We start from the raw sequence: 17622 nt of genomic DNA on the forward strand, positions 1-17622 counted from the left end.
ATGCGCGATCGGGGTCAAAGGCAAAGAAGTGAATGTGTTTCAATATTTTCAGCCGGAAAGTTCGTGCGGATGCCTGTCTCAGAAGGCGCTGACATAGAGCCCGCCGTCGACGGGGATGTTCTGGCCGGTGAGGTAGCCGGCATGCACCGAGCAGAGGAAGGCGCAGATCTGGCCGAATTCCTCCGGCGTTCCCAGCCGTTTTGCGGGAATGTCCGCCGAAATGCGCGCCTTGCGCGCGGCTGCCGCCGCCGGGTCCTCGACCGAGCCCGGTTCGTGGGGGCCGCGCAGCCGGTCGGTGTCCAGCTTGCCGGGCAGGAGGTTGTTGATGGTGACGTTCTTGTCGGCGACGGTGCGGGCGACGCCGGCGAGGAACGAGGTCAGCCCGGCGCGCGCGCCCGACGACAGGTCGAGGCCGGCAAGCGGGGTGTAGACCGACAGCGAGGTGATGTTGACGATGCGGCCGAAGCCGCGCGCCGCCATGCCGTCGATGACAGCCTGCACCAGTTCGATGGGCGTGACCATGTTGTTGGTGACGCCGGCGAGGATCTTCTCGCGGTCGAGTTCGCGGAAATCGCGGAAGGGCGGGCCGCCATTGTTGTTGACGAGGATGTCGGGTTCGGGGCAGGCGGCGAGCAGCGCCTTCTGCACCTTCGGGTCGGATACGTCGCCGGCCACCTCGGTGACAGTCACCTTGTAGCGCTCACGGATTTCGGCGGCCGTTTTCGCCAACAGCGCGGCGTCGCGCCCGTTGACGACGAGGTCGCAGCCCGCTTCCGCCAGCGCCGTCGCGCAGCCGCGGCCAAGCCCCTTGCTCGACGCGCAGACGATGGCCTTGCGGCCGCTTATGCCGAGATCCATGGCAAACGTTCTCCTGTTGCGGTGCGAGGCTACCCTTGGTGCTGGACCAAGCGCAACTGCCGAGCGCTGTTGCATGAGCCGGTGTGAGCCAGAACGACGGCGAGGCAACAACAGGTCTGAATCGAATCAAAAACTGCCTGATCGCCCATTCCGTGGGATTTTCGGGCGTGATATGGGGGCGAACAGGCGCCGGCCATGCGGCTCGAGTCGCCGTGGAAATTCCCGGATGTCGCTGCCACCGCTTTCGCCCGAACAGAAGGTCAAGCCTCGCTATTTCGAGCTGAGGCTGGCGGCGATGTTCTTCACGCTGCTCATTCCCGGCGGCATCTACGTTCCCTATTTTCCGCTCTGGCTTGAGCGTCACGGCTTCGGCCCGCAGGAGATCGCCGTTATCCTGTCGGCGCCGATGTTCCTGCGCGTGGCGACGACGCCGATCTTCACCGCGCTCGCCGACAGGGCGCGCGACAGGGCCAATGTCTATAACCTGCTGGTCGCGGCCTCGGTGGTCGTCTCTGCCGGCTATTTCCTGAAACCCACTTACGCCGTGGTTCTTGCCGTCTCGCTGCTTTTGGCGGCGGTGTGGACGCCGCATTCGCCGATCGCCGATTCGCTGGCGCTTTCGGGCGTGCGCCGTTTCGGCGCCAACTACACGGCGATGCGCATCTGGGGCTCGATCTCCTTCCTGCTGGCCAATCTCGTCGGCGGCTTCATCCTCGCCGCCACCGGCGCCGACGCGGTGCCTGTCCTGGTTTTCGGCGCGTTTTGCCTGACGCTCGTCGTCGGCCTTGCAGCACCCCGTCTCGGCCCGCCGCGCCTTGCCTCGCCATTGTCCGCAACCGGGATGCAGGAGGCGGCGCCGCGTTTGCTCAACGGCTACTTTCTCTATTTCGTGCTCGGCGCCGGCGTCGTCATCGCCAGCCATTCCTTCATCAACAGCTTCGCCTCGATCTACTGGCGCTCGATCGGCATCAGCGACTCCGTCATCGGCATGCTGTGGGCCTTCGCGGTGGTCGCCGAGGTCGGCATGTTCTTCGGATTCAACCGCCTGTTCGGCAAGGTTCCGGTGGCCACGCTCATCCTGGCGGCCGCCGTGGGGGCGGCGCTGCGCTGGGCGCTGTTCCCGCTGATCTGGCCGTTCGGCCTCGGCGTGCCGGGCTTCTTCGCCGTGCAGGCGCTGCATGCGGTTTCCACCGCGCTGGTGCTGATCGGCCTGCAGAAGATGATCGGCGAGACGGTTGCCGACAGGCAGACGGGGGCGGCGCAAGGCATCGCCTATTTCTCGAACTATTTCTTCACCGCAGTGGCGACGCTGGCCTCCGGACCGCTCTATGCGCGTTTCGGCTTCGACGGCGGCTACGCCATGGTGCCGGTGGCGCTGGCCGGTTTCGTGCTCATCCGCCTCGCCGCGCGCTCAGCCCCACAGGCCGCGCTCAGGCGATGAAACCAGCGAGCCCTTGTAGGCAAGGCCGGGGACACGGTCACGCGCCAGGAGCAGCGGGCCGTCGAGATCGACGAAATCGGCGTCCTGCGCCAGCAGCACGGCCGGCGCCATGGCGAGCGAGGTGCCGACCATGCAGCCGACCATGACGCCGAATCCCAGCCGGCGCGCCTCGTCGCGCAATTTTAGCGCTTCCGTCAGGCCACCGGCCTTGTCCAGCTTGATGTTGACGGCGTCGTAAAGGCCCTTCAGCGCCGGCAGGTCCTTCGCCGCGTGCACGCTTTCGTCGGCGCAGATCGGCACCGGATGGGCGATCGTGGCGAGAATGCCGTCACGGCCGGCGGGCAGGGGCTGTTCGACCAGCGCGACGCCGAGTTCGGCGGCAGCGGCGAGGTTGGCTGCGACGGTTTCGTCCGTCCAGCCTTCGTTGGCGTCGAGGATGAGGCGGCTTGCCGGGGCGGCCTGCCTGACCGCGCGGATGCGCTCTATGTCGCCGTCGCCGCCGCCGATCTTGACCTTGAGCAGCGGCCGCGCCGCGTTTTCGCGCGCCTGAGCCGCCATCGATTCGGCCGAACCGAGGGAGAGTGTATAGGCGGTTTCCAGTGCCCTCGGCGCAAGGCGCAGCCGTTCGAAGACGGCCACGCCGGTCGCCTTGGCCTCCAGGTCCCACAAGGCGCAGTCGATGGCGTTGCGGGCCGCACCCGCAGGCATCGCTGCCAGCAATTCGTCGCGGTCGATGCCGCCCTCGACCGCGCTTCGCATCGCCTCGATTGCCGCGACCACGCCTTCCAGCGTCTCGCCGTAGCGGCGGTAGGGTACGCATTCGCCACGGCCGGCATGGCCGCCCTCGCTGATGGTACAGGTCACCACCTCGGCCTCGGTCTTGGAGCCGCGCGAGATGGTGAAGGTTCCGGCGATGGGGAAGCTTTCCTTGTCGACCGAAATGCCACGCACCATGTTTTTCTTCCTCCGCTGCCCCCGCAGGGGCCGGGGCGCAAATCGACAGGCCGGGCCTGTCAGGCTAAACAGGTGCCATGTTGACGATCGGCAAGTCGGATGCAAGCGGGGAGGCGCCAAACGGCCGGCGGGCGCGCCTCGCCGTCGGCGAGGAGGGCGACGTGCTCGGCTGCGCGCTGGCCGGCACCTGGACGACGCGTACAGTCGCCGATGTCGACGCCGATATGCGTGCGATCGAAAAGCGAAGCGGATTCAAGACGCTGGCGCTCGACCTTTCGGGCATAGAGAAGATCGACACGGCCGGCGCCTGGCTGATCGACCGGTTGAAGGAAGCCAACCGCAAGCGCGGTGTCGAGGTCCAGGTGCAGGGCCAGAGCAAGATCACGTCGATCCTGCTCGACGCCGTCGGCGAGGCGGCGCGGCGCAACGACGACACACCGCCGGAGCGGCCGCCCAACATCGTCATCCGCGCGCTGGAGGCGATCGGACGCCGCGTCTACGAGATGCGGGACGATTTCATCGCCGCCATGAACATCCTCGGCGCCACCATCCGGGGCGCGCAGATGAAGCTCGGCCGCGGCCACGCGGTCAACCCGGCGGCGATCTTCAACCAGATCGACCGCATGGGCGTCGGCGCCATTCCCGTCGTCGTGCTGATGTCGGCCATCGTCGGCGCCATCGTCGCCCAGCAGGGCGCCTATCAGCTGCGCTACTTCGGCGCCGACATCTTCGTGGTCGACCTTGTCGGCGTGCTGGTCCTGCGCGAGCTCGGCGTGCTGATGACGGCCATCATGATCGCCGGCCGCTCGGGCAGCGCGATCACCGCCGAGATCGGCTCGATGAAGATGCGCGAGGAGGTCGACGCGCTGAAGGTCATCGGCCTCAATCCGATCGGTGTGCTGGTGTTTCCACGGCTGGTGGCGCTGGTCATCGGCGTGCCGTGCCTGACGATCCTGGCCAATTTCGCGGCGCTGGGCGGCGGCATGATGGCGGCCTGGCTCTATTCCGACATTCCGCCGGCCGCCTTCATAGATCGGCTGCGCGCCGCCATCGACCTCAGCACCATCTTCGCGGGCCTCATAAAAGCGCCGTTCATGGCCATGATCATCGGGACGATCGCTTCGGTGGAGGGCATGAAGGTGGGAGGCAGCGCCGAATCGCTCGGCCAGCATGTGACCGCTTCGGTGGTGAAGTCGATCTTCATCGTCATCATCCTCGATGGCCTGTTCGCCATCTTCTACGCGGCCATCGAGTTCTGACATGGCCATTGCAGAAGAAAAGGCTGGCCTGAACGGCGCCGAGGGCGACGGGATCGTCATCTCGGCACGCGACATCACCGTCGCCTTCGGTGACAAGGTCATCCTCGACAAGCTGTCGCTCGATATCCACCGTGGCGAGATCCTCGGCTTCGTCGGCGCCTCGGGCGCCGGCAAGTCGGTGCTCCTGCGCACCATTCTCGGCCTCAACAAGAAGCAGGCCGGCACGATCGAGCTGTTCGGCGTCGACGTCGACAAGGCAAGCGATGTCGAGCGGCTGCGCATCGATATGAGGATGGGCGTGCTGTTCCAGCACGGCGCGCTGTTTTCCGCGCTGACGGTGCTGGAGAACGTGCAGGTGCCGATGCGCGAATATCTCGACCTGCCGAAGGCGCTGATGGACGAACTGGCGCTGCTCAAGATCGAACTGGTCGGCCTGCCGCCGGACGCGGCGCGGAAATTCCCGTCCGAGCTTTCCGGCGGCATGGTCAAGCGCGCGGCGCTGGCCCGCGCGCTGGCGCTCGACCCAGACGTCGTCTTCCTCGACGAGCCGACCTCCGGCCTCGACCCGATCGGCGCTTCCGAGTTCGACGAACTCGTCGTCAAGCTGCGCGACACGATGGACCTCACCGTCTACATGGTCACGCACGACCTCGATTCGCTGTTCACCGCCTGCGACCGCGTGGCGGTGCTCGGCAACAAGAAAATCCTGATCGAAGGCACGATCGAGGACATGCTGAAAAGCGAGGAGCCATGGGTGAAGTCGTATTTCCGCGGAAAACGGGCGCGGCAGCTTGATCTTGCGGCGCGGGCATAGAAGCTAGGGCGCGATGGAAACCAGGGCCAACTACGTCATCGTCGGTATCTTCACGCTGGTCGCGATCCTGGCGGCGTTTGGCTTCGTCTACTGGACGGCGGCGATCGGCGACAAGGGCGAGACGGTGCTTTTGCGCGTGCGCATACCGGGGTCCGCCTCCGGCCTCGGTCGCGGCAGCTTCGTCATGTTCAACGGCGTCAAGGTGGGCGACGTGCGCCGCGTCTACATCGACGTCAGCAACCCGACAGTCGCCATCGCCGATACCGAGGTCGACCGGATGACGCCGATCACCAAGTCGACGCAGGCCGATATCGGGCTGGCGGGGCTGACCGGGCAGGCCAATATCGAACTGAAGGGCGCCGATCCCAAGGAGCCCAAGCTCCTCGACGAGGCCGAAGAGGAAGGCAAGGTGGCCGAGATCGTCGCCAATCCTTCCGCCGTCACCAATCTCCTGCAGACGGCGCAGGACATCTTCACGCGCGCCGACAAGGTGATCTCGGAACTTGAGGGCTTTGCGACCGACGTGCGTGGCCCGCTGACCCAGACCGTGCAGAACGCGCAGAAATTCTCCGACGCGCTGGCGCGCAATTCCGACGGCGTCGACAAGTTCCTCGCCAGCGTCTCCTCGCTCTCCGAAACGCTGCAAGGGGTTTCGGGCAAGCTCGACGGCACGCTGTCGGCGGCGCAGGACCTCTTGACCGCCGTGGACCGCGACAAGGTCAAGGAGATCGTCGCCAACATCGACGGCACGACGAAGAACCTGAAGGCGACCAGCGACCGCTTCGACGCTGTGCTCGGCAAGGTCGATACCGCCGTCGGCTCGATCAACGCTTTCGCCCAGAAGACGCAAGGCACGCTGGCCAAGGTGGACGGCGTGCTGGACAGCATCGACCCGAACGACGTGAAACAGGCGCTGGCCAACATCAACAAGGCCAGCGACAATGCCAACCAGGCGGCCGCCGACATCGCCGAGGTCACGCATAAATTCGCCAACCGCGCCGACGATATCGACCAGACGATCAGCGATGCCAAGCAGCTTGCCGAACGCCTCAACAACGCCTCCGTGCGGGTCGACGGCATCCTCGTCAAGGTGGACAACCTGCTGGGCTCGGGCGAGGCCAACGGGGTTATGGCCGATGCGCGCGAGACGCTGAAATCCTTCAAGCAGGTGGCCGATACGCTGAACGCGCGTCTCGGTACCATCACCGACAACCTGGCGCGCTTCTCGGGCGAGGGCCTGCGCAACGTCAACGCGCTGGTGCAGGACAGCCGCCGTTCGATCAACCGCATCGAGCAGGCGGTGACGGACTTGCAACGCAACCCGCAGCGCATCCTTTCGGGTGGCGACGGCGAGGTGCGCCAGTACGACGGCAGGGCGCGGCGTTGACTTTGCCGCGCGCCACGGCCAAGAACATGAGCCGCCGGGAGGGGCCGGCCGAGACTTGCGGCAACGGGGATCGCGCGTGAAGCCCAAGACCTTTCGAACGATCGCACTTGCGCTGGCCCTTGGGCTCGGCGGATGCGCGGCCCTGCCGGGAGGCGGTCCCGCGCCGCTCGACACGTTCGAACTGTCGGCGCCGCAGGTCGCGGCGCAGCGCCACAGCCGCCGCCAGATCCTCATCGCCGAGCCTGCGGCGCTGAAGGCGCTGGACGGCCAGAACATCGTCATCAAGACCGGCGCACGCGCGATCCAGTACCTGAAGGGCGCGCAATGGGCCGACCGGCTGCCGCTGATCGTGCAGGCCCGCCTGGCGCAGACCTTCCAGAACGCCGGCAGCTTCGCCGGTGTCGGCAAGCCGGGCGAGGGACTGGCGATCGACTACCACGTCATCAGCGAAATCCGCTCGTTCGAGATCCGTGCCGACCAGGGCGAGCGCGCCGAGGTGGAGATCTTCGTACGCCTGCTCAACGACCGCAACGGCGAAGTCCGCGCCGCCAGGAGCTTCAGCGCTAGTGCGGCGGTCTCCGGTGCCGGCAACAAGGCCTATGTCGATGCGCTGGATGCGGCCTTCGGCAAGGCGGCCGCCGATATCGTGCGCTGGACGGATTCGGTCATCTGACGCACCTGCGCGACCTGTAGGGAAAAGAAAAAGGCGGGAATTTTTCCCGCCTTTTTCGTCTCGGTCTTTCTGCCGATGCGTCTACCGCAACCGGCCGCCGGCATGCGCCAGCATGGTATAGACCTTGCCCGTATCAGAGGTGAGATAGGTCTGCGTCATCATGTTGTCGCGGTCGTTGCGCGAGACGTCCTTCAACAGCTTCTCGAAGTCATCGCAGTACCGGTCGACGGCGGCACGGAATTCCGGCTCGCTCTGGTACTTGCGGCGAATCTCGTCGAACGTCTGCTGGCCCTTCAGCGTGTAGAGCCGGCGGGTGAAGACGTCGCGCTCACCCTTGCGGTAACGGTTCCACAGCTCGATCGAGGCTTCATGGTCGATGGCGCGGGCGATGTCGACCGACAGCGAGTTCAGCGATTCGACCACATGCAGCGGCGAACGCTGGGCGGGAGCCGGACGCGGCGCTTCGGTGCGCGGCGTCGCCGCCGGCCTTGCGGCATCGTCCTGCGAGGCGCCGGCGAGCAGGTCCTGCACCCAGCCGCCCTGCTGCGGACGCGCCGTCTCGCGCTGCCGCTCGAGTTCGAGCGTACCGCGCATGCCGTCGCCGGCAGGCGCCTGCGGAGCCGGGCGCGCCGGCTGGGCGGACGGGGCCGCCGGTCGGCGCTGCTGTTCGGCGGCGCCGCGCAACGTCTGCGGGGCGGGGCGCTGGCCGCGCGGCGGCGAGACGTCGACGCTGCGGCCCGACTTGGCGACGATCTCCGACAGTTCCTTCAAGGCGTTGATCTGCTCGGAAACGGCGCGGCGGATGGCCGTGGTGGATTCCTTGGCCTCTTCCGGCATCTCGATGACGCCCTTGCGCAGTTCGGCGCGGGTGAGATCGAGCTCGCTCTTGATGGACTTGGCGGTGTGGCGCATCTCCTCGGTGGCGCTGGCGAAGCGCTGCGTCGCGGACTCGATCGCCTCGCCGATGGCGGTGCGGATCTTGTCGGCGGACTCCAGCGTCTTGCCTTCGGCGTTTTCCAGCGTCTTGCCGACGAGGCCCTCGAAGGAGCGCATGACCTTTTCCAGGTCCTCCGACTTCTTGACCAGGCCGACGGCGAGGTCTTCCAGCGAGGACTGCCGCTCCAGCGTGTGCTCCAGATTGCTCTGGGCGGAGGAGAGCAGGTCGGAGGCGCTGGCCAGAAGCCGGCTGTGCTCGTCGAAGCGGGTGGCGATGGAGGCCACCTCGCGCAAGGTCGCAGACGACAGTTCGGTCAGCCTGGTCGTGTTGGAATCGACCAGACGCGCCGAGCTGGCGAACGTCTGCGCGGCCTTTTCGGTGGTCGCCGCGAAGCTCTGCGTCGAGCCGGTAAGCTGCGATTCGACCTGGCCGAGATTGGTGGCGGCTTTCTCGATCAGCGCGCCCAGCTGGCTGGACGAGGCCGTCATGCGCCCGATCAGGTCGGTCACGTTGTCGGCCAGTGTCGAGCGCGCGCCGTCGACCGCCGAGAGCGTCTCGGCGGTGCGGGACGCGATGGCGTCGACCAGCGCCGCATTCTCGCGGCGCAGCTTCTCGGTCGCCTGTTCGGTCGCTTCCTCCATGGAGCGCTGCAGCTCGGAGCCGCCCGCCGCGAAGCGCTCGACCAGCGGCCGCGCCGTCTCGTCCAGGATCTTGGAGAGTTCGGCCGAACGCGAGGCCAGCATGGAATTCAGCTCGCGCGTGTTGGCACCGATGGTCTTTGCCGCGTCGTTGGTGCTCTGGCCGATATGCTGGCCGACCGCGGTGAAGGTTTCGGCGATCACGTTGGCGCGCGACACGAGCTGGCCTTCGGCCTCGGCGATCTGCTCGCCGAGCTTCTGGCCCATGGTCTCGGCCGAGCGGGCCAGCCGGCTCTCGGCATTGGAGACATGCTCCTCGACGCGGGCGGCCGTCGTCTCGGCGCTCGCGGCCAGCCGCTCGTCGGCACCGGTGAGCGCCTGCTCGATGTCGCGGGCATGGCCGGCGAGCTGAGCGCCGGTCTGGCGCACATGCTCGGCGACGCGCTGCTCCGTCTCGGAGAAGGCGCCGACGATATGGTCGGCCTGCCGGCCGATGGTGGACGCCGTCTCGGCGATGCGCGAGGCGAGCCTGCCGTCGGCGTCGTCGAACACCTGGCCGATCTCGGCGACGCGCGCCGAAAGCGCCTGCGAGCCCTCGGCGATACGCTGTGACAGCTGCTCGTCGGCGCCGTCGAAGATGCGGCCGAGATCGGTCGCACGCGAGGCCAGCGCCTCGGCCGATTCGCCGATACGCCGGGCGAGCTTCTGGTCGGCGTCCTCGAAGTTGCGCAGGATGTCGCCGGCGCGGGCGGCCAGCGACTGCGCCGTCTCGACGGCACGCGCCACCAGCCTCTGGTCGGCGCTGTCGAAGGTGGCGGCGATCGCCTCGGCCCGGGCGGCGAGTTCCGCCGCCGTTTCCTCGTTGCGGGCGATGAGCGCGCTCGACGTGTCCTGCGCGCGCGCCGCCATGCGGCCGTCCGCCTCTTCGAAGGCGCGGGCGATGTCCTCGGCACGGGCGAGCAGCGCGGCCGAGGTCTGCTCGGCGCGTTCGGCTATCTTGCGGTCGGCATCGCTGAAGGCGATCCCTGCCTGCTCGTGCAGGGCGCTGGTCACTTCCATGACCTTTTCGCGCAGCGCACCCGCGACGAACACCGCACTCTGCTCCAGCACGCCGCGGATGTTGTCCACGCCGGACGACAGCGCCCGCTGCATGGTGCCGGCGCGTTCCTCGATGATGCCGGTCTGGCGGTTGAAGGCGTCCTCCATCTTCTCGATGTCGGCGCCGATGGCATCGGAGATGCGGGCGCTGCGCGCCGCGATCTGGTCGATGTGGCCGGTGACGGCGCGGTCGATGTCGCCGCGCACCTCGGCAAGCTTGCCGAGGTCTTCGTCGAGCGCCCGAGTCAGGATATCACGGCCTTCGGCGATCTTGCCGACATGGCCGGCGATGATGTCGTCGATGCCGCCGCGGCTTTCCGCGATCTTGGCAAGGTCGGCCTCAAGCGCGCGCTTGAGGATATCGCGGCCTTCGGCCAGCTTCTCGACCTGGCCTGCAACCAGCCCGTCGATGCCGGCGCGGCTTTCGGCCAGCTTGGCGAGGTCTTCTTCAAGCGCGCGCTTGAGGACGTCGCGGCCTTCGGCGAGCTTCTCGACCTGGCCGGCGACCAGCCCGTCGATGCCGGCGCGGCTTTCAGCCAGCTTGGCGAGATCTTCTTCAAGCGCACGCTTGAGGACGTCGCGGCCTTCGGCCAGCTTCTCGACCTGACCGGCGACCAGTCCGTCGATGCTTGCACGGCTCTCCGCCAGCTTGGCAAGATCGTCTTCCAGTGCGCGGGACAGGGTGGAGCGATCGGCGGCAAGGCGGTCCTGGTGGCTGTTCACCAGTTCGTTGACGGCCCGCAGATCGTCTTCCAGGCTGCTGGCGAACCTGGCGCGACCGTCGACGAGCTTCTGTGCCTGCTCCTCCATGGCGCCGCCGATGGTGTGGAGATCGTTCTCCAGCGCGCGCCTGAGGATGTCGCGGCCTTCGGCGAGCTTCTCGACCTGACCGGCGACCAGCCCGTCGATGCTCGAACGGCTCTCCGCCAGCTTGGCGAGGTCGTCTTCCATGGCCTTCGACAGCGCCGCGCGCCCGACGGTCAGCCTGTCCATATGCTCCTGCACGAGGCCGTCGACGTTCTTGAAGTCGGCTTCGAGCGCCTGCGAGAGGGTGGCGCGTTCGGCCGCGATGCGTGCCTTGTGTTCTTCGGCGCTGCGGTTGAGGGCGCCGAGGTCGTCTTCGAGCACCTTGGAGAACTGCGCGCGGTCCTCGACGAGCTTCTGCGACTGTTCGCCGATGACGCCACGGATAGTGTTGAGATCGGAGTCCAGCGCGCGCTTGAGGATGTCGCGGCCCTCGGCCAGCTTCTCGACCTGGCCGGCGACCAGCCCATCGATGCTGGAGCGGCTTTCCGCCAGCTTGGCGAGGTCGGATTCCAGCGTCTGCGACAGGGCGGCGCGCTCGGCGGCGAGCCGTTCCATGTGGCCGTGGACGATTTCGTTGACCTTCTGGAGATCGCTTTCCAGCACCTGGGCGAACTGAGAGCGATCCTCGGAGAGTTTTTGCGACTGCTCGCCGATGACGCCGCGGATCGTGTTGAGATCGGATTCCATGGCGCGCTTGAGGATGTCGCGGCCCTCGGCCAGCTTCTCGACCTGACCGGCGACCAGCCCGTCGATGCTGGAGCGGCTTTCCGCCAGCTTGGCGAGGTCGGATTCCAGCGTCTGCGACAGCAACGAGCGTTCCTGCGCCAGCTTGTCGGAATGGTCGGCGACCAGCGTCCTGATGTTGGAGAGGTCGTTTTCAAGCGACCGGCCCAGTTCGCCACGGTCTTCGGCCAGCTTGACGGAATGGCTTTCCATCAGGCTCTTCAGCCTCTCTGCGTCGGCTTCGAGCGCCCTGGCCAGCACAGCGCGGCCTTCGGCGATCTTCTCGACCTGACCGGCGACGAGGCTGTCGATGCCGGCGCGGCTTTCCGCCAGCTTGGCGAGGTCGGCTTCCATGGCGCGCGACAGGATGTTGCGGCCCTCGGCCAGCTTTCCGACATGCCCGGCGACCATTTCATCAATGATCGTACGCGCTTGCGTCAGTTTGTCAGCGTCCTGGTTCAAGGCAACGGAAAGCCTGCCGCGACCTTCTTCGAGGCGCTCCAGATGGCTGCCCAGCGAGGCGTCCATGGCGGCGCGCGCTTCGTTGACCTTGCGCAGGTCTTCTTCCAGCGCGCGGGCGATCAGGTTGCGGCCCTCGGCGAGCTTCTGCACCTGCGCGGTGACGGTGGCGTCGATCTCGGCGCGGCCCTCGGCGAACTTGCCGAGGTCGGCATGCATGGCGGCGGCCATGCGTTCGCTGCTTTCGGCGAGGTTGCGGCTGTGGTTCTCGACAGCTTCCTCGATGCCGGCGCGGGCCTCGGCAAGCCGCGCGATGTCGGCGTCGAAGGTGCGCGAGACGGTGTGGCGCGCGGCCTCCATGCGGCCGGCGAAGTCGCTGGCGCGCGCCTCCAGCATGGCGGAGGTGGAGTTGACGATATCGGCCATGTCGGCGCCGATGCGCGTCTTGCCGTCGTCGATCATGGCCGACAGGGTCTGCTGGCCGGTGGTGAAGGCGTTGTTGATCTCCTTCGCGCGCTCGACCAGCGTCTCGTTGATCTGGCGAGCACGGGCTTCCAGCGCCGCGTTGAGCTTCTGCGTGCCGGTGTCGAGCGCCTCGGCGCGGGTCTGGAACTCGCCGATCAGCGCCTGGCCGCGCTCGGCGAGCGTACGTTCGATGCCGTTCAGGCTGGCCTCGAACTCGGCGCTGAGGTTGCGGGCGGCGCCGCCGAGCAGCGAGACCATGCCGGAGGTGCGGTCGTCGAGCAGGTCGGTCAGCGAGCGCGTCAGGCCGTCGGTGGTGTCGGTCAGCTTGGCGATGCGGGTGTCGAGCAGGGAGGCGAAGGCCTCGCCGGAGGTCGACAGGCGCTCGGTGATCGTGTCCAGCCGGGTCTCGACCGAATCGAAGATCGACATCGAGCTTTCGTTGATGCGGTCGATCAGCGTGTCGCCGGAATTGGTGATCGTCATCGACAGGTTGGTCGAGGCGCCCATGATGGATTCGCGGATGCGGTCGGAGGCGGCGCCGATCTCGTCGCGCAGCGTCTCGTGCGCGCCGGCGATGGAGGCACGCACGCGCTCGGCGTGGTTGACCACCGCCTCGCGCTCGCTGCCCAGCCCGTCGACCAGCTGGCGGATGCGGGCCTCGTTCTCAGAGTAGGAGCGCTCGATCTGGCTGACCTCGCTGTGGACGAGCGTTTCCAATTCGACGGCGCGCGCGAGCGTGCGCTCGATGCCTTCGCCCATGGCGGCCACCTCGCGGCGCACGGCCTGGCCGATCATCATGACGCGGTCCTGGGCGAGGTTCTCCGGCTCGGCGAGGCGGAAGGCCACCTCGGTCATCGACTGCGCGGCAAGCCGCATGTCCTGCGCGCGCCGCACCATGGCGGCGAAGGCCCAGAACAGCACCACCGGCACGATTGCTGCGACGGCGACGCCGATCAGCTCGGGACGGGCGAGCAGCTGGTCGAGAGTGCGGATGTTCCAGATGGACGGGCCGAACAGCAAGTGGGCAAGCGCAGCCGCGCCCGCGATCCAGACCACGGAGATCAGCGCGACGATCCAGTAGATGGTGTTGGAGGCGCGGCGGTTGAGGCCATGCAGCAGGGATTTGTAGTCCTTCTGCCGATCGTCGTTGGCAGGCGCGAAGGCCGCTGTCGGCTGGCTGCCGTTGGAGCGCGGCTCGACGGGGCGCAGGTCCGCAGGCCTGGATTGGTTGGCGGCAGGCCGGGCAGGTTCGGCTTCGGTGGGAGCCGGCTTGGCGGCCGCGGGTTTTTCCGCGCGGCCGGCGCGCGCTAGCTCCTCGGCGGCCTGCGAAATCTGGGCTTCCAGGTCCTCCATCGATGCGGCGATGTCCAGATCGCCGCTGTCGGAAGCGAGATCGATGTCCAGCGCAGCCTCGAGTTCCTTGGCCACTTCGTTGTCGAGGGATTTTGTTGTCGTTGTTTTCTTCGCCATGCCTTCGCTACCCTGTACTAGCTGCTGCGGGACCTGTTATTGTCGTTTTTTGCCCCCGCGCATGAGGCTGATATGGACCCTGCGTATCGTAGTGACACAGGTGGGTAAAGAAAACATGCATTCGGCGACATACGTAAAACTTTAAATATAAGGTTAACGGAAGCGTGAGCTGAAGGCCTGTCGCCCAACATTTTTCACGTTCTGCCGTTAACCCGCCGTCCACCGGATCGAACTAGCCTCAAGCCCTTGTTTTCGATGGTCCGGCAGGAGCAGACGATGGTGCGTAAGCAAGCGGACGTGGCGTTCTCGATGCCTGGCGGGGAAGCCTGCGGCCAGTCGCCAGGCCGGCCCGTGGACCTCGTCCACCTTGCCCGCCAGACGATGGGCGACCGCGACCTCGAGCGCGAGGTGCTCGGCCTGTTCGTGCAGCAGGCGCTGTCGGTGCGCGATGAAATCGCGGCGGCGGACGCCAAGCGGCGTCTTTTTTTGGCACATGGGCTGAAGGGGGCCGCGCGCGGCATCGGCGCCTTCGCCGTCGCCGACTGCGCGGCCGAGATCGAGCGCGATCCGCAGGACGGCCGCGCGGTGAGGCGCCTCGGCGGGCTGATCGACAGCGTCCGCGATTTCGTCGCAGCCATCAGCCGCTAGCGCCCGATCCGGCAAGGCCAGCGCATCGCCGCTTCGTGGCCGATTGAACCGCTTTCCGAAAAATGCGTCATCACAGGGCGGTTTTGCGCCGCAGTTGACTTGTCGCGCAGAGCCATTATCTCGGCTGCAATTCCCCTTCAGGTGACGCATGACCAAGCTGACTTATATCGCCTTCGACGGCACGCGCTTCGATGTCGAGGCTGAAAACGGCTCGACCGTGATGGAAAACGCCATCCGCAACGCGGTGCCCGGCATCGAGGCGGAGTGCGGCGGTGCCTGCGCCTGCGCGACCTGCCATGTCTATGTCGATCCGGAATGGACCGACGTCGTGGGCGAGCCGGAAGCGATGGAAGAAGACATGCTGGACTTCGCCTACGAGGTGCAGCCCAATTCGCGCCTGTCATGCCAGATCAAGGTGCGCGACGAACTCGACGGTCTGGTCGTCAGGGTGCCCGAGCGGCAGGGCTAGAGCATCGGACCGAAAAGTGGAATCCGGTTTTCGGTGATTCCGATGCCCAATAATTTAGATCGTCCTTTGTGCGTCCGAATGAACGCACGGCGATCTAAGACCTATTCCACCATCGGGGCTTCGACCGGGGCGCCGCCGCGCAACGGCTTTTCCGGCATCAGGCACAGGATCAGGAACGAGCCGGCCAGCATCGCCGCGGCAGACAGGAAGATCACGCCGAAGGCGTTTCCTTCCGTGACCTGAGCGGCGCCGGTGGCCATGCCTTCGCCGGCCAGCGGCAGGTGGCGACTGAGCGCGATGGTGCCGAGGGCGGCGACGCCGAGCGCGCCGCCCAGCGAACGCAGGAAGGTCAGCACGCCGGTGGCGACGCCCAGATGCGCGTGGTCGACGGCGTTCTGCACGGAGACGGTGGCGACCGGGAACGACGTGCCGATGCCGAAGCCGATCAGCGTGGTCAACACCTCCACCACCGTCAGCGACGCGCTGCCGGCAAGATGGGCGAACAGGCCGAGGCAGACGACGCCGAAGGCGATGCCGATCAGGGCGATGCGCTTGTAGTGGACGAACCGCGGGACCAGCTTGCCGCTGGTCGTCGCGCCGGCCACGGTGCCGAGCAGCAATCCCAGCATCGCCATGCCGGACTCGCCCGCCGTCAGGCCGAGGACCGCCTGCAGGTAGACGGGCAGGTAGACGGAAAGACCGATGCTGGCCGCCTGCAGCAGGAACATGGAAAGCGTGCCGGCGAGCACGATGCGGTTCGACAGCACCTCCAGCGAGATCAGCGGTTCGGCCGCGTGCAGCAGGCGGGCGGCGAAAAGCGCCCATGACAGCGCCGAGGCCGCCAGCAGGCCAAGAATCTGCGGCGACGACCACGAATAGGTGCTGCCGCCCCAGTTGAGGGCCAGCAGCAGCAACGAGGTCGCCACGACGAGCACGGTCGCCCCCAAACCGTCGATGCTGTGGTCCCTGGCCGCCACCGGCAGCTTCTTCAGCGGGTTGTTGATGATAAGCATGGCGAGCGCGCCCAGCGGCAGGTTGATCCAGAAGATCAGCGACCAGTGGAGGTGTTCGGCGAAGATGCCGCCGAGCAGGGGGCCGGCGATCGAGGCGACAGCCCAGGTGCCGGAGATCCAGGCCGCATAGCGCGCCCGCTCCTTCGGCGGCACGAGGTCGCCGATGACGGTCTGCGTCAGCGCGAACAGCCCGCCGCCGCCGATGCCTTGCACGGCGCGGCCGACGACGAGGACCAGCATGTTGGTGGCGAGCGCGCTGATGAGCGAGCCGGCGAGGAAGATCAGGATCGCCGCATACATGGTCGGCCGGCGGCCGTAGACGTCGGAGATGCGGCCGTAGAGCGGCGCCATCGCCGTCGCGGTCAAGAGATAGCCGGTGACGATCCAAGGCAGGTAGCTGGCATGGCCGAGGGCTGCGCCGATGGTCGGCATGGCCGGCGCCACGATGGCCTGGTCGAGTGCGGCGAGCAGCATCGACAGGAGCACGCCGGCGATGATGGTGTTCTTTTCGCCCTCGCTCAGCGGCGTTCGGCCGGTGGCGGCATTCTGGTCCTGTACGATCCGGTCCATGGCTGTTTCCTGCATGTTTCCATCTGGAACGACGTCGCGCGAACCGGCCGCGAATCGACAGGACGCATTCGTTCCAACCCGGCTGTGGGCCGCGCACCGTGGCGGGCTTCGGATCCCGCAGGCGGGATTGCCGGACTACCAACCGGCGTGCGTTTCCTGAAAACAGCGGGCGCGACCTAGCAGAAACGCGGGGCCGGTGTCGAGACACGACGGCGGGTACAGCCGAAATTGTTACCGTTCGCGGCCGGGATCAACCCGGCAGCTTGCCGGCCTCGATGCGCTCCATGCGGTAGTGCAGCAGCCGCAGGATGCGGCTTTCGAAGTTGATGCCCTCGACCTTGTCGAACTGCACCTGCGCCCGGTCGTGGCTGGCGAGGATGCGGGCGGTGACGTCCTTCGCCTTGGCCGCCGCATCCTTGCAGTTGTCCTGCCGGTCGATGGTCAGAAGCGCCTGCTCCAACTGGCGCCCATGGTTCTTGGCGATCTCGACATGGCGCTCCTCGTGGCGCTTGATGTCGGCGGCCAGCGTGTCCCAGAAGATGCGGACGTCGCGGTCGGTGCGCCCGCGCTGGCGCCAGCGCGGCAGGATGACACGCGCCTTGACGGTCACCACGGCCGAGACGATGCGGCAGGAGCCGGGCTGGTCGGCGTAGCCGATGCGGGTGTTGAAGGCCATGCGCGTGGCGCCGGGATGGCGCAGGCCGGTGGTCTTCACCGTCGGGCCGCGTCGCGCCAGTTCATGCTGGATGTCGTCCAGCGTGCGGCCGTGAATGGTGTAATAGGCGTATGTCTTGACCAGATTCGCCGCGCCGGCCGGAACGGCCATGCAGGCGGATATCAGGGCGCAAACCAGGAAACGCATCATCATGTTGCCGCTAAATCGCCATTACGACCTGAACGCACCTTGCGTTACGGCCGTCGCCGGTGCAACGCAAATCG

General features: G+C 66.9%; 12 protein-coding genes. 7 read left to right on the top strand and 5 right to left on the bottom strand.

What is annotated here, in order from left to right; translation table 11 throughout:
- Nucleotides 1-78: 78 nt before the first annotated feature.
- The gene (locus tag E6C48_RS02495) at nt 79-858 is read right to left on the bottom strand and encodes an SDR family oxidoreductase (protein WP_136353630.1); all 780 of its coding nucleotides are present in this window, start codon (nt 856-858) and stop codon (nt 79-81) included.
- 226 nt (nt 859-1084) lie between these two features.
- Here E6C48_RS02495 and E6C48_RS02500 point away from each other — a divergent pair, with 226 nt between their 5' ends.
- Nucleotides 1085-2299: an MFS transporter gene (locus tag E6C48_RS02500; protein WP_136353632.1), complete on the top strand. Its 1215-nt coding sequence runs from the start codon at nt 1085-1087 to the stop codon at nt 2297-2299.
- Here the strand turns inward: E6C48_RS02500 and dgcA are convergent.
- The gene (gene dgcA, locus E6C48_RS02505; RefSeq protein ID WP_136353634.1) at nt 2270-3253 is read right to left on the bottom strand and encodes an N-acetyl-D-Glu racemase DgcA; all 984 of its coding nucleotides are present in this window, start codon (nt 3251-3253) and stop codon (nt 2270-2272) included. The two genes, E6C48_RS02500 and dgcA, sit on opposite strands and share 30 nt — an antisense overlap.
- 77 nt (nt 3254-3330) lie before the next feature.
- Between dgcA and E6C48_RS02510 the strand changes: the two genes are divergently transcribed.
- The 4 genes from E6C48_RS02510 (at nt 3331) to E6C48_RS02525 (ending at nt 7386) form a co-directional block, all read left to right on the top strand.
- Nucleotides 3331-4512, top strand: coding sequence for an ABC transporter permease (locus E6C48_RS02510; protein ID WP_136353636.1), 1182 nt, complete (start codon nt 3331-3333; stop codon nt 4510-4512).
- 1 nt (nt 4513) lies between these two features.
- Nucleotides 4514-5326, top strand: coding sequence for an ABC transporter ATP-binding protein (locus tag E6C48_RS02515; protein ID WP_136353638.1), 813 nt, complete (start codon nt 4514-4516; stop codon nt 5324-5326).
- 13 nt (nt 5327-5339) lie between these two features.
- A complete protein-coding gene (locus tag E6C48_RS02520; protein ID WP_136353640.1) occupies nt 5340-6713 on the top strand; it encodes an MlaD family protein in 1374 nt (457 codons plus the stop codon).
- A 76-nt stretch (nt 6714-6789) separates the two neighbouring features.
- On the top strand, nt 6790-7386 hold the full coding sequence (locus E6C48_RS02525; protein ID WP_206086425.1) for an ABC-type transport auxiliary lipoprotein family protein: 597 nt from the start codon (nt 6790-6792) through the stop codon (nt 7384-7386).
- 81 nt (nt 7387-7467) lie between these two features.
- Here the strand turns inward: E6C48_RS02525 and E6C48_RS02530 are convergent, their stop codons facing one another.
- Nucleotides 7468-13983, bottom strand: a complete 6516-nt coding sequence (locus tag E6C48_RS02530; RefSeq protein ID WP_136353644.1) for an apolipoprotein A-IV repeat region-like domain-containing protein — start codon at nt 13981-13983, stop codon at nt 7468-7470.
- Between the two features lie 276 nt (nt 13984-14259).
- Between E6C48_RS02530 and E6C48_RS02535 the strand changes: the two genes are divergently transcribed.
- Together E6C48_RS02535 and E6C48_RS02540 are read left to right on the top strand one after the other, a co-directional pair.
- Nucleotides 14260-14631: an Hpt domain-containing protein gene (locus E6C48_RS02535; RefSeq protein ID WP_407940938.1), complete on the top strand. Its 372-nt coding sequence runs from the start codon at nt 14260-14262 to the stop codon at nt 14629-14631.
- A 148-nt stretch (nt 14632-14779) separates the two neighbouring features.
- Complete coding sequence (locus E6C48_RS02540; RefSeq protein ID WP_136353646.1) at nt 14780-15100, top strand: 2Fe-2S iron-sulfur cluster-binding protein; 321 nt, start codon at nt 14780-14782, stop codon at nt 15098-15100.
- A gap of 101 nt (nt 15101-15201) precedes the next feature.
- Here the strand turns inward: E6C48_RS02540 and E6C48_RS02545 are convergent, their stop codons facing one another.
- Nucleotides 15202-16683, bottom strand: a complete 1482-nt coding sequence (locus E6C48_RS02545; protein WP_136353648.1) for an MDR family MFS transporter — start codon at nt 16681-16683, stop codon at nt 15202-15204.
- Nucleotides 16684-16933: 250 nt separating this feature from the next.
- On the bottom strand, nt 16934-17548 hold the full coding sequence (locus E6C48_RS02550) for a DUF922 domain-containing Zn-dependent protease (RefSeq protein ID WP_136354003.1): 615 nt from the start codon (nt 17546-17548) through the stop codon (nt 16934-16936).
- Nucleotides 17549-17622 lie beyond the last annotated feature (74 nt).

The sequence above is a fragment of the Ollibium composti genome (assembly GCF_004801285.1).
GTDB classification, from domain to species: domain Bacteria; phylum Pseudomonadota; class Alphaproteobacteria; order Rhizobiales; family Rhizobiaceae; genus Mesorhizobium; species Mesorhizobium composti.

Coding starts and splice junctions, on each gene's coding strand:
- E6C48_RS02495 (WP_136353630.1), bottom strand. CDS start 858: ATGGATCTCGGCATAAGCGGCCGCAAGGCCATCGTCTGCGCGTCGAGC.
- E6C48_RS02500 (WP_136353632.1), top strand. CDS start 1,085: ATGTCGCTGCCACCGCTTTCGCCCGAACAGAAGGTCAAGCCTCGCTAT.
- dgcA (WP_136353634.1), bottom strand. CDS start 3,253: ATGGTGCGTGGCATTTCGGTCGACAAGGAAAGCTTCCCCATCGCCGGA.
- E6C48_RS02510 (WP_136353636.1), top strand. CDS start 3,331: ATGTTGACGATCGGCAAGTCGGATGCAAGCGGGGAGGCGCCAAACGGC.
- E6C48_RS02515 (WP_136353638.1), top strand. CDS start 4,514: ATGGCCATTGCAGAAGAAAAGGCTGGCCTGAACGGCGCCGAGGGCGAC.
- E6C48_RS02520 (WP_136353640.1), top strand. CDS start 5,340: ATGGAAACCAGGGCCAACTACGTCATCGTCGGTATCTTCACGCTGGTC.
- E6C48_RS02530 (WP_136353644.1), bottom strand. CDS start 13,983: ATGGCGAAGAAAACAACGACAACAAAATCCCTCGACAACGAAGTGGCC.
- E6C48_RS02535 (WP_407940938.1), top strand. CDS start 14,260: ATGGTGCGTAAGCAAGCGGACGTGGCGTTCTCGATGCCTGGCGGGGAA.
- E6C48_RS02540 (WP_136353646.1), top strand. CDS start 14,780: ATGACCAAGCTGACTTATATCGCCTTCGACGGCACGCGCTTCGATGTC.
- E6C48_RS02545 (WP_136353648.1), bottom strand. CDS start 16,683: ATGGACCGGATCGTACAGGACCAGAATGCCGCCACCGGCCGAACGCCG.
- E6C48_RS02550 (WP_136354003.1), bottom strand. CDS start 17,548: ATGATGCGTTTCCTGGTTTGCGCCCTGATATCCGCCTGCATGGCCGTT.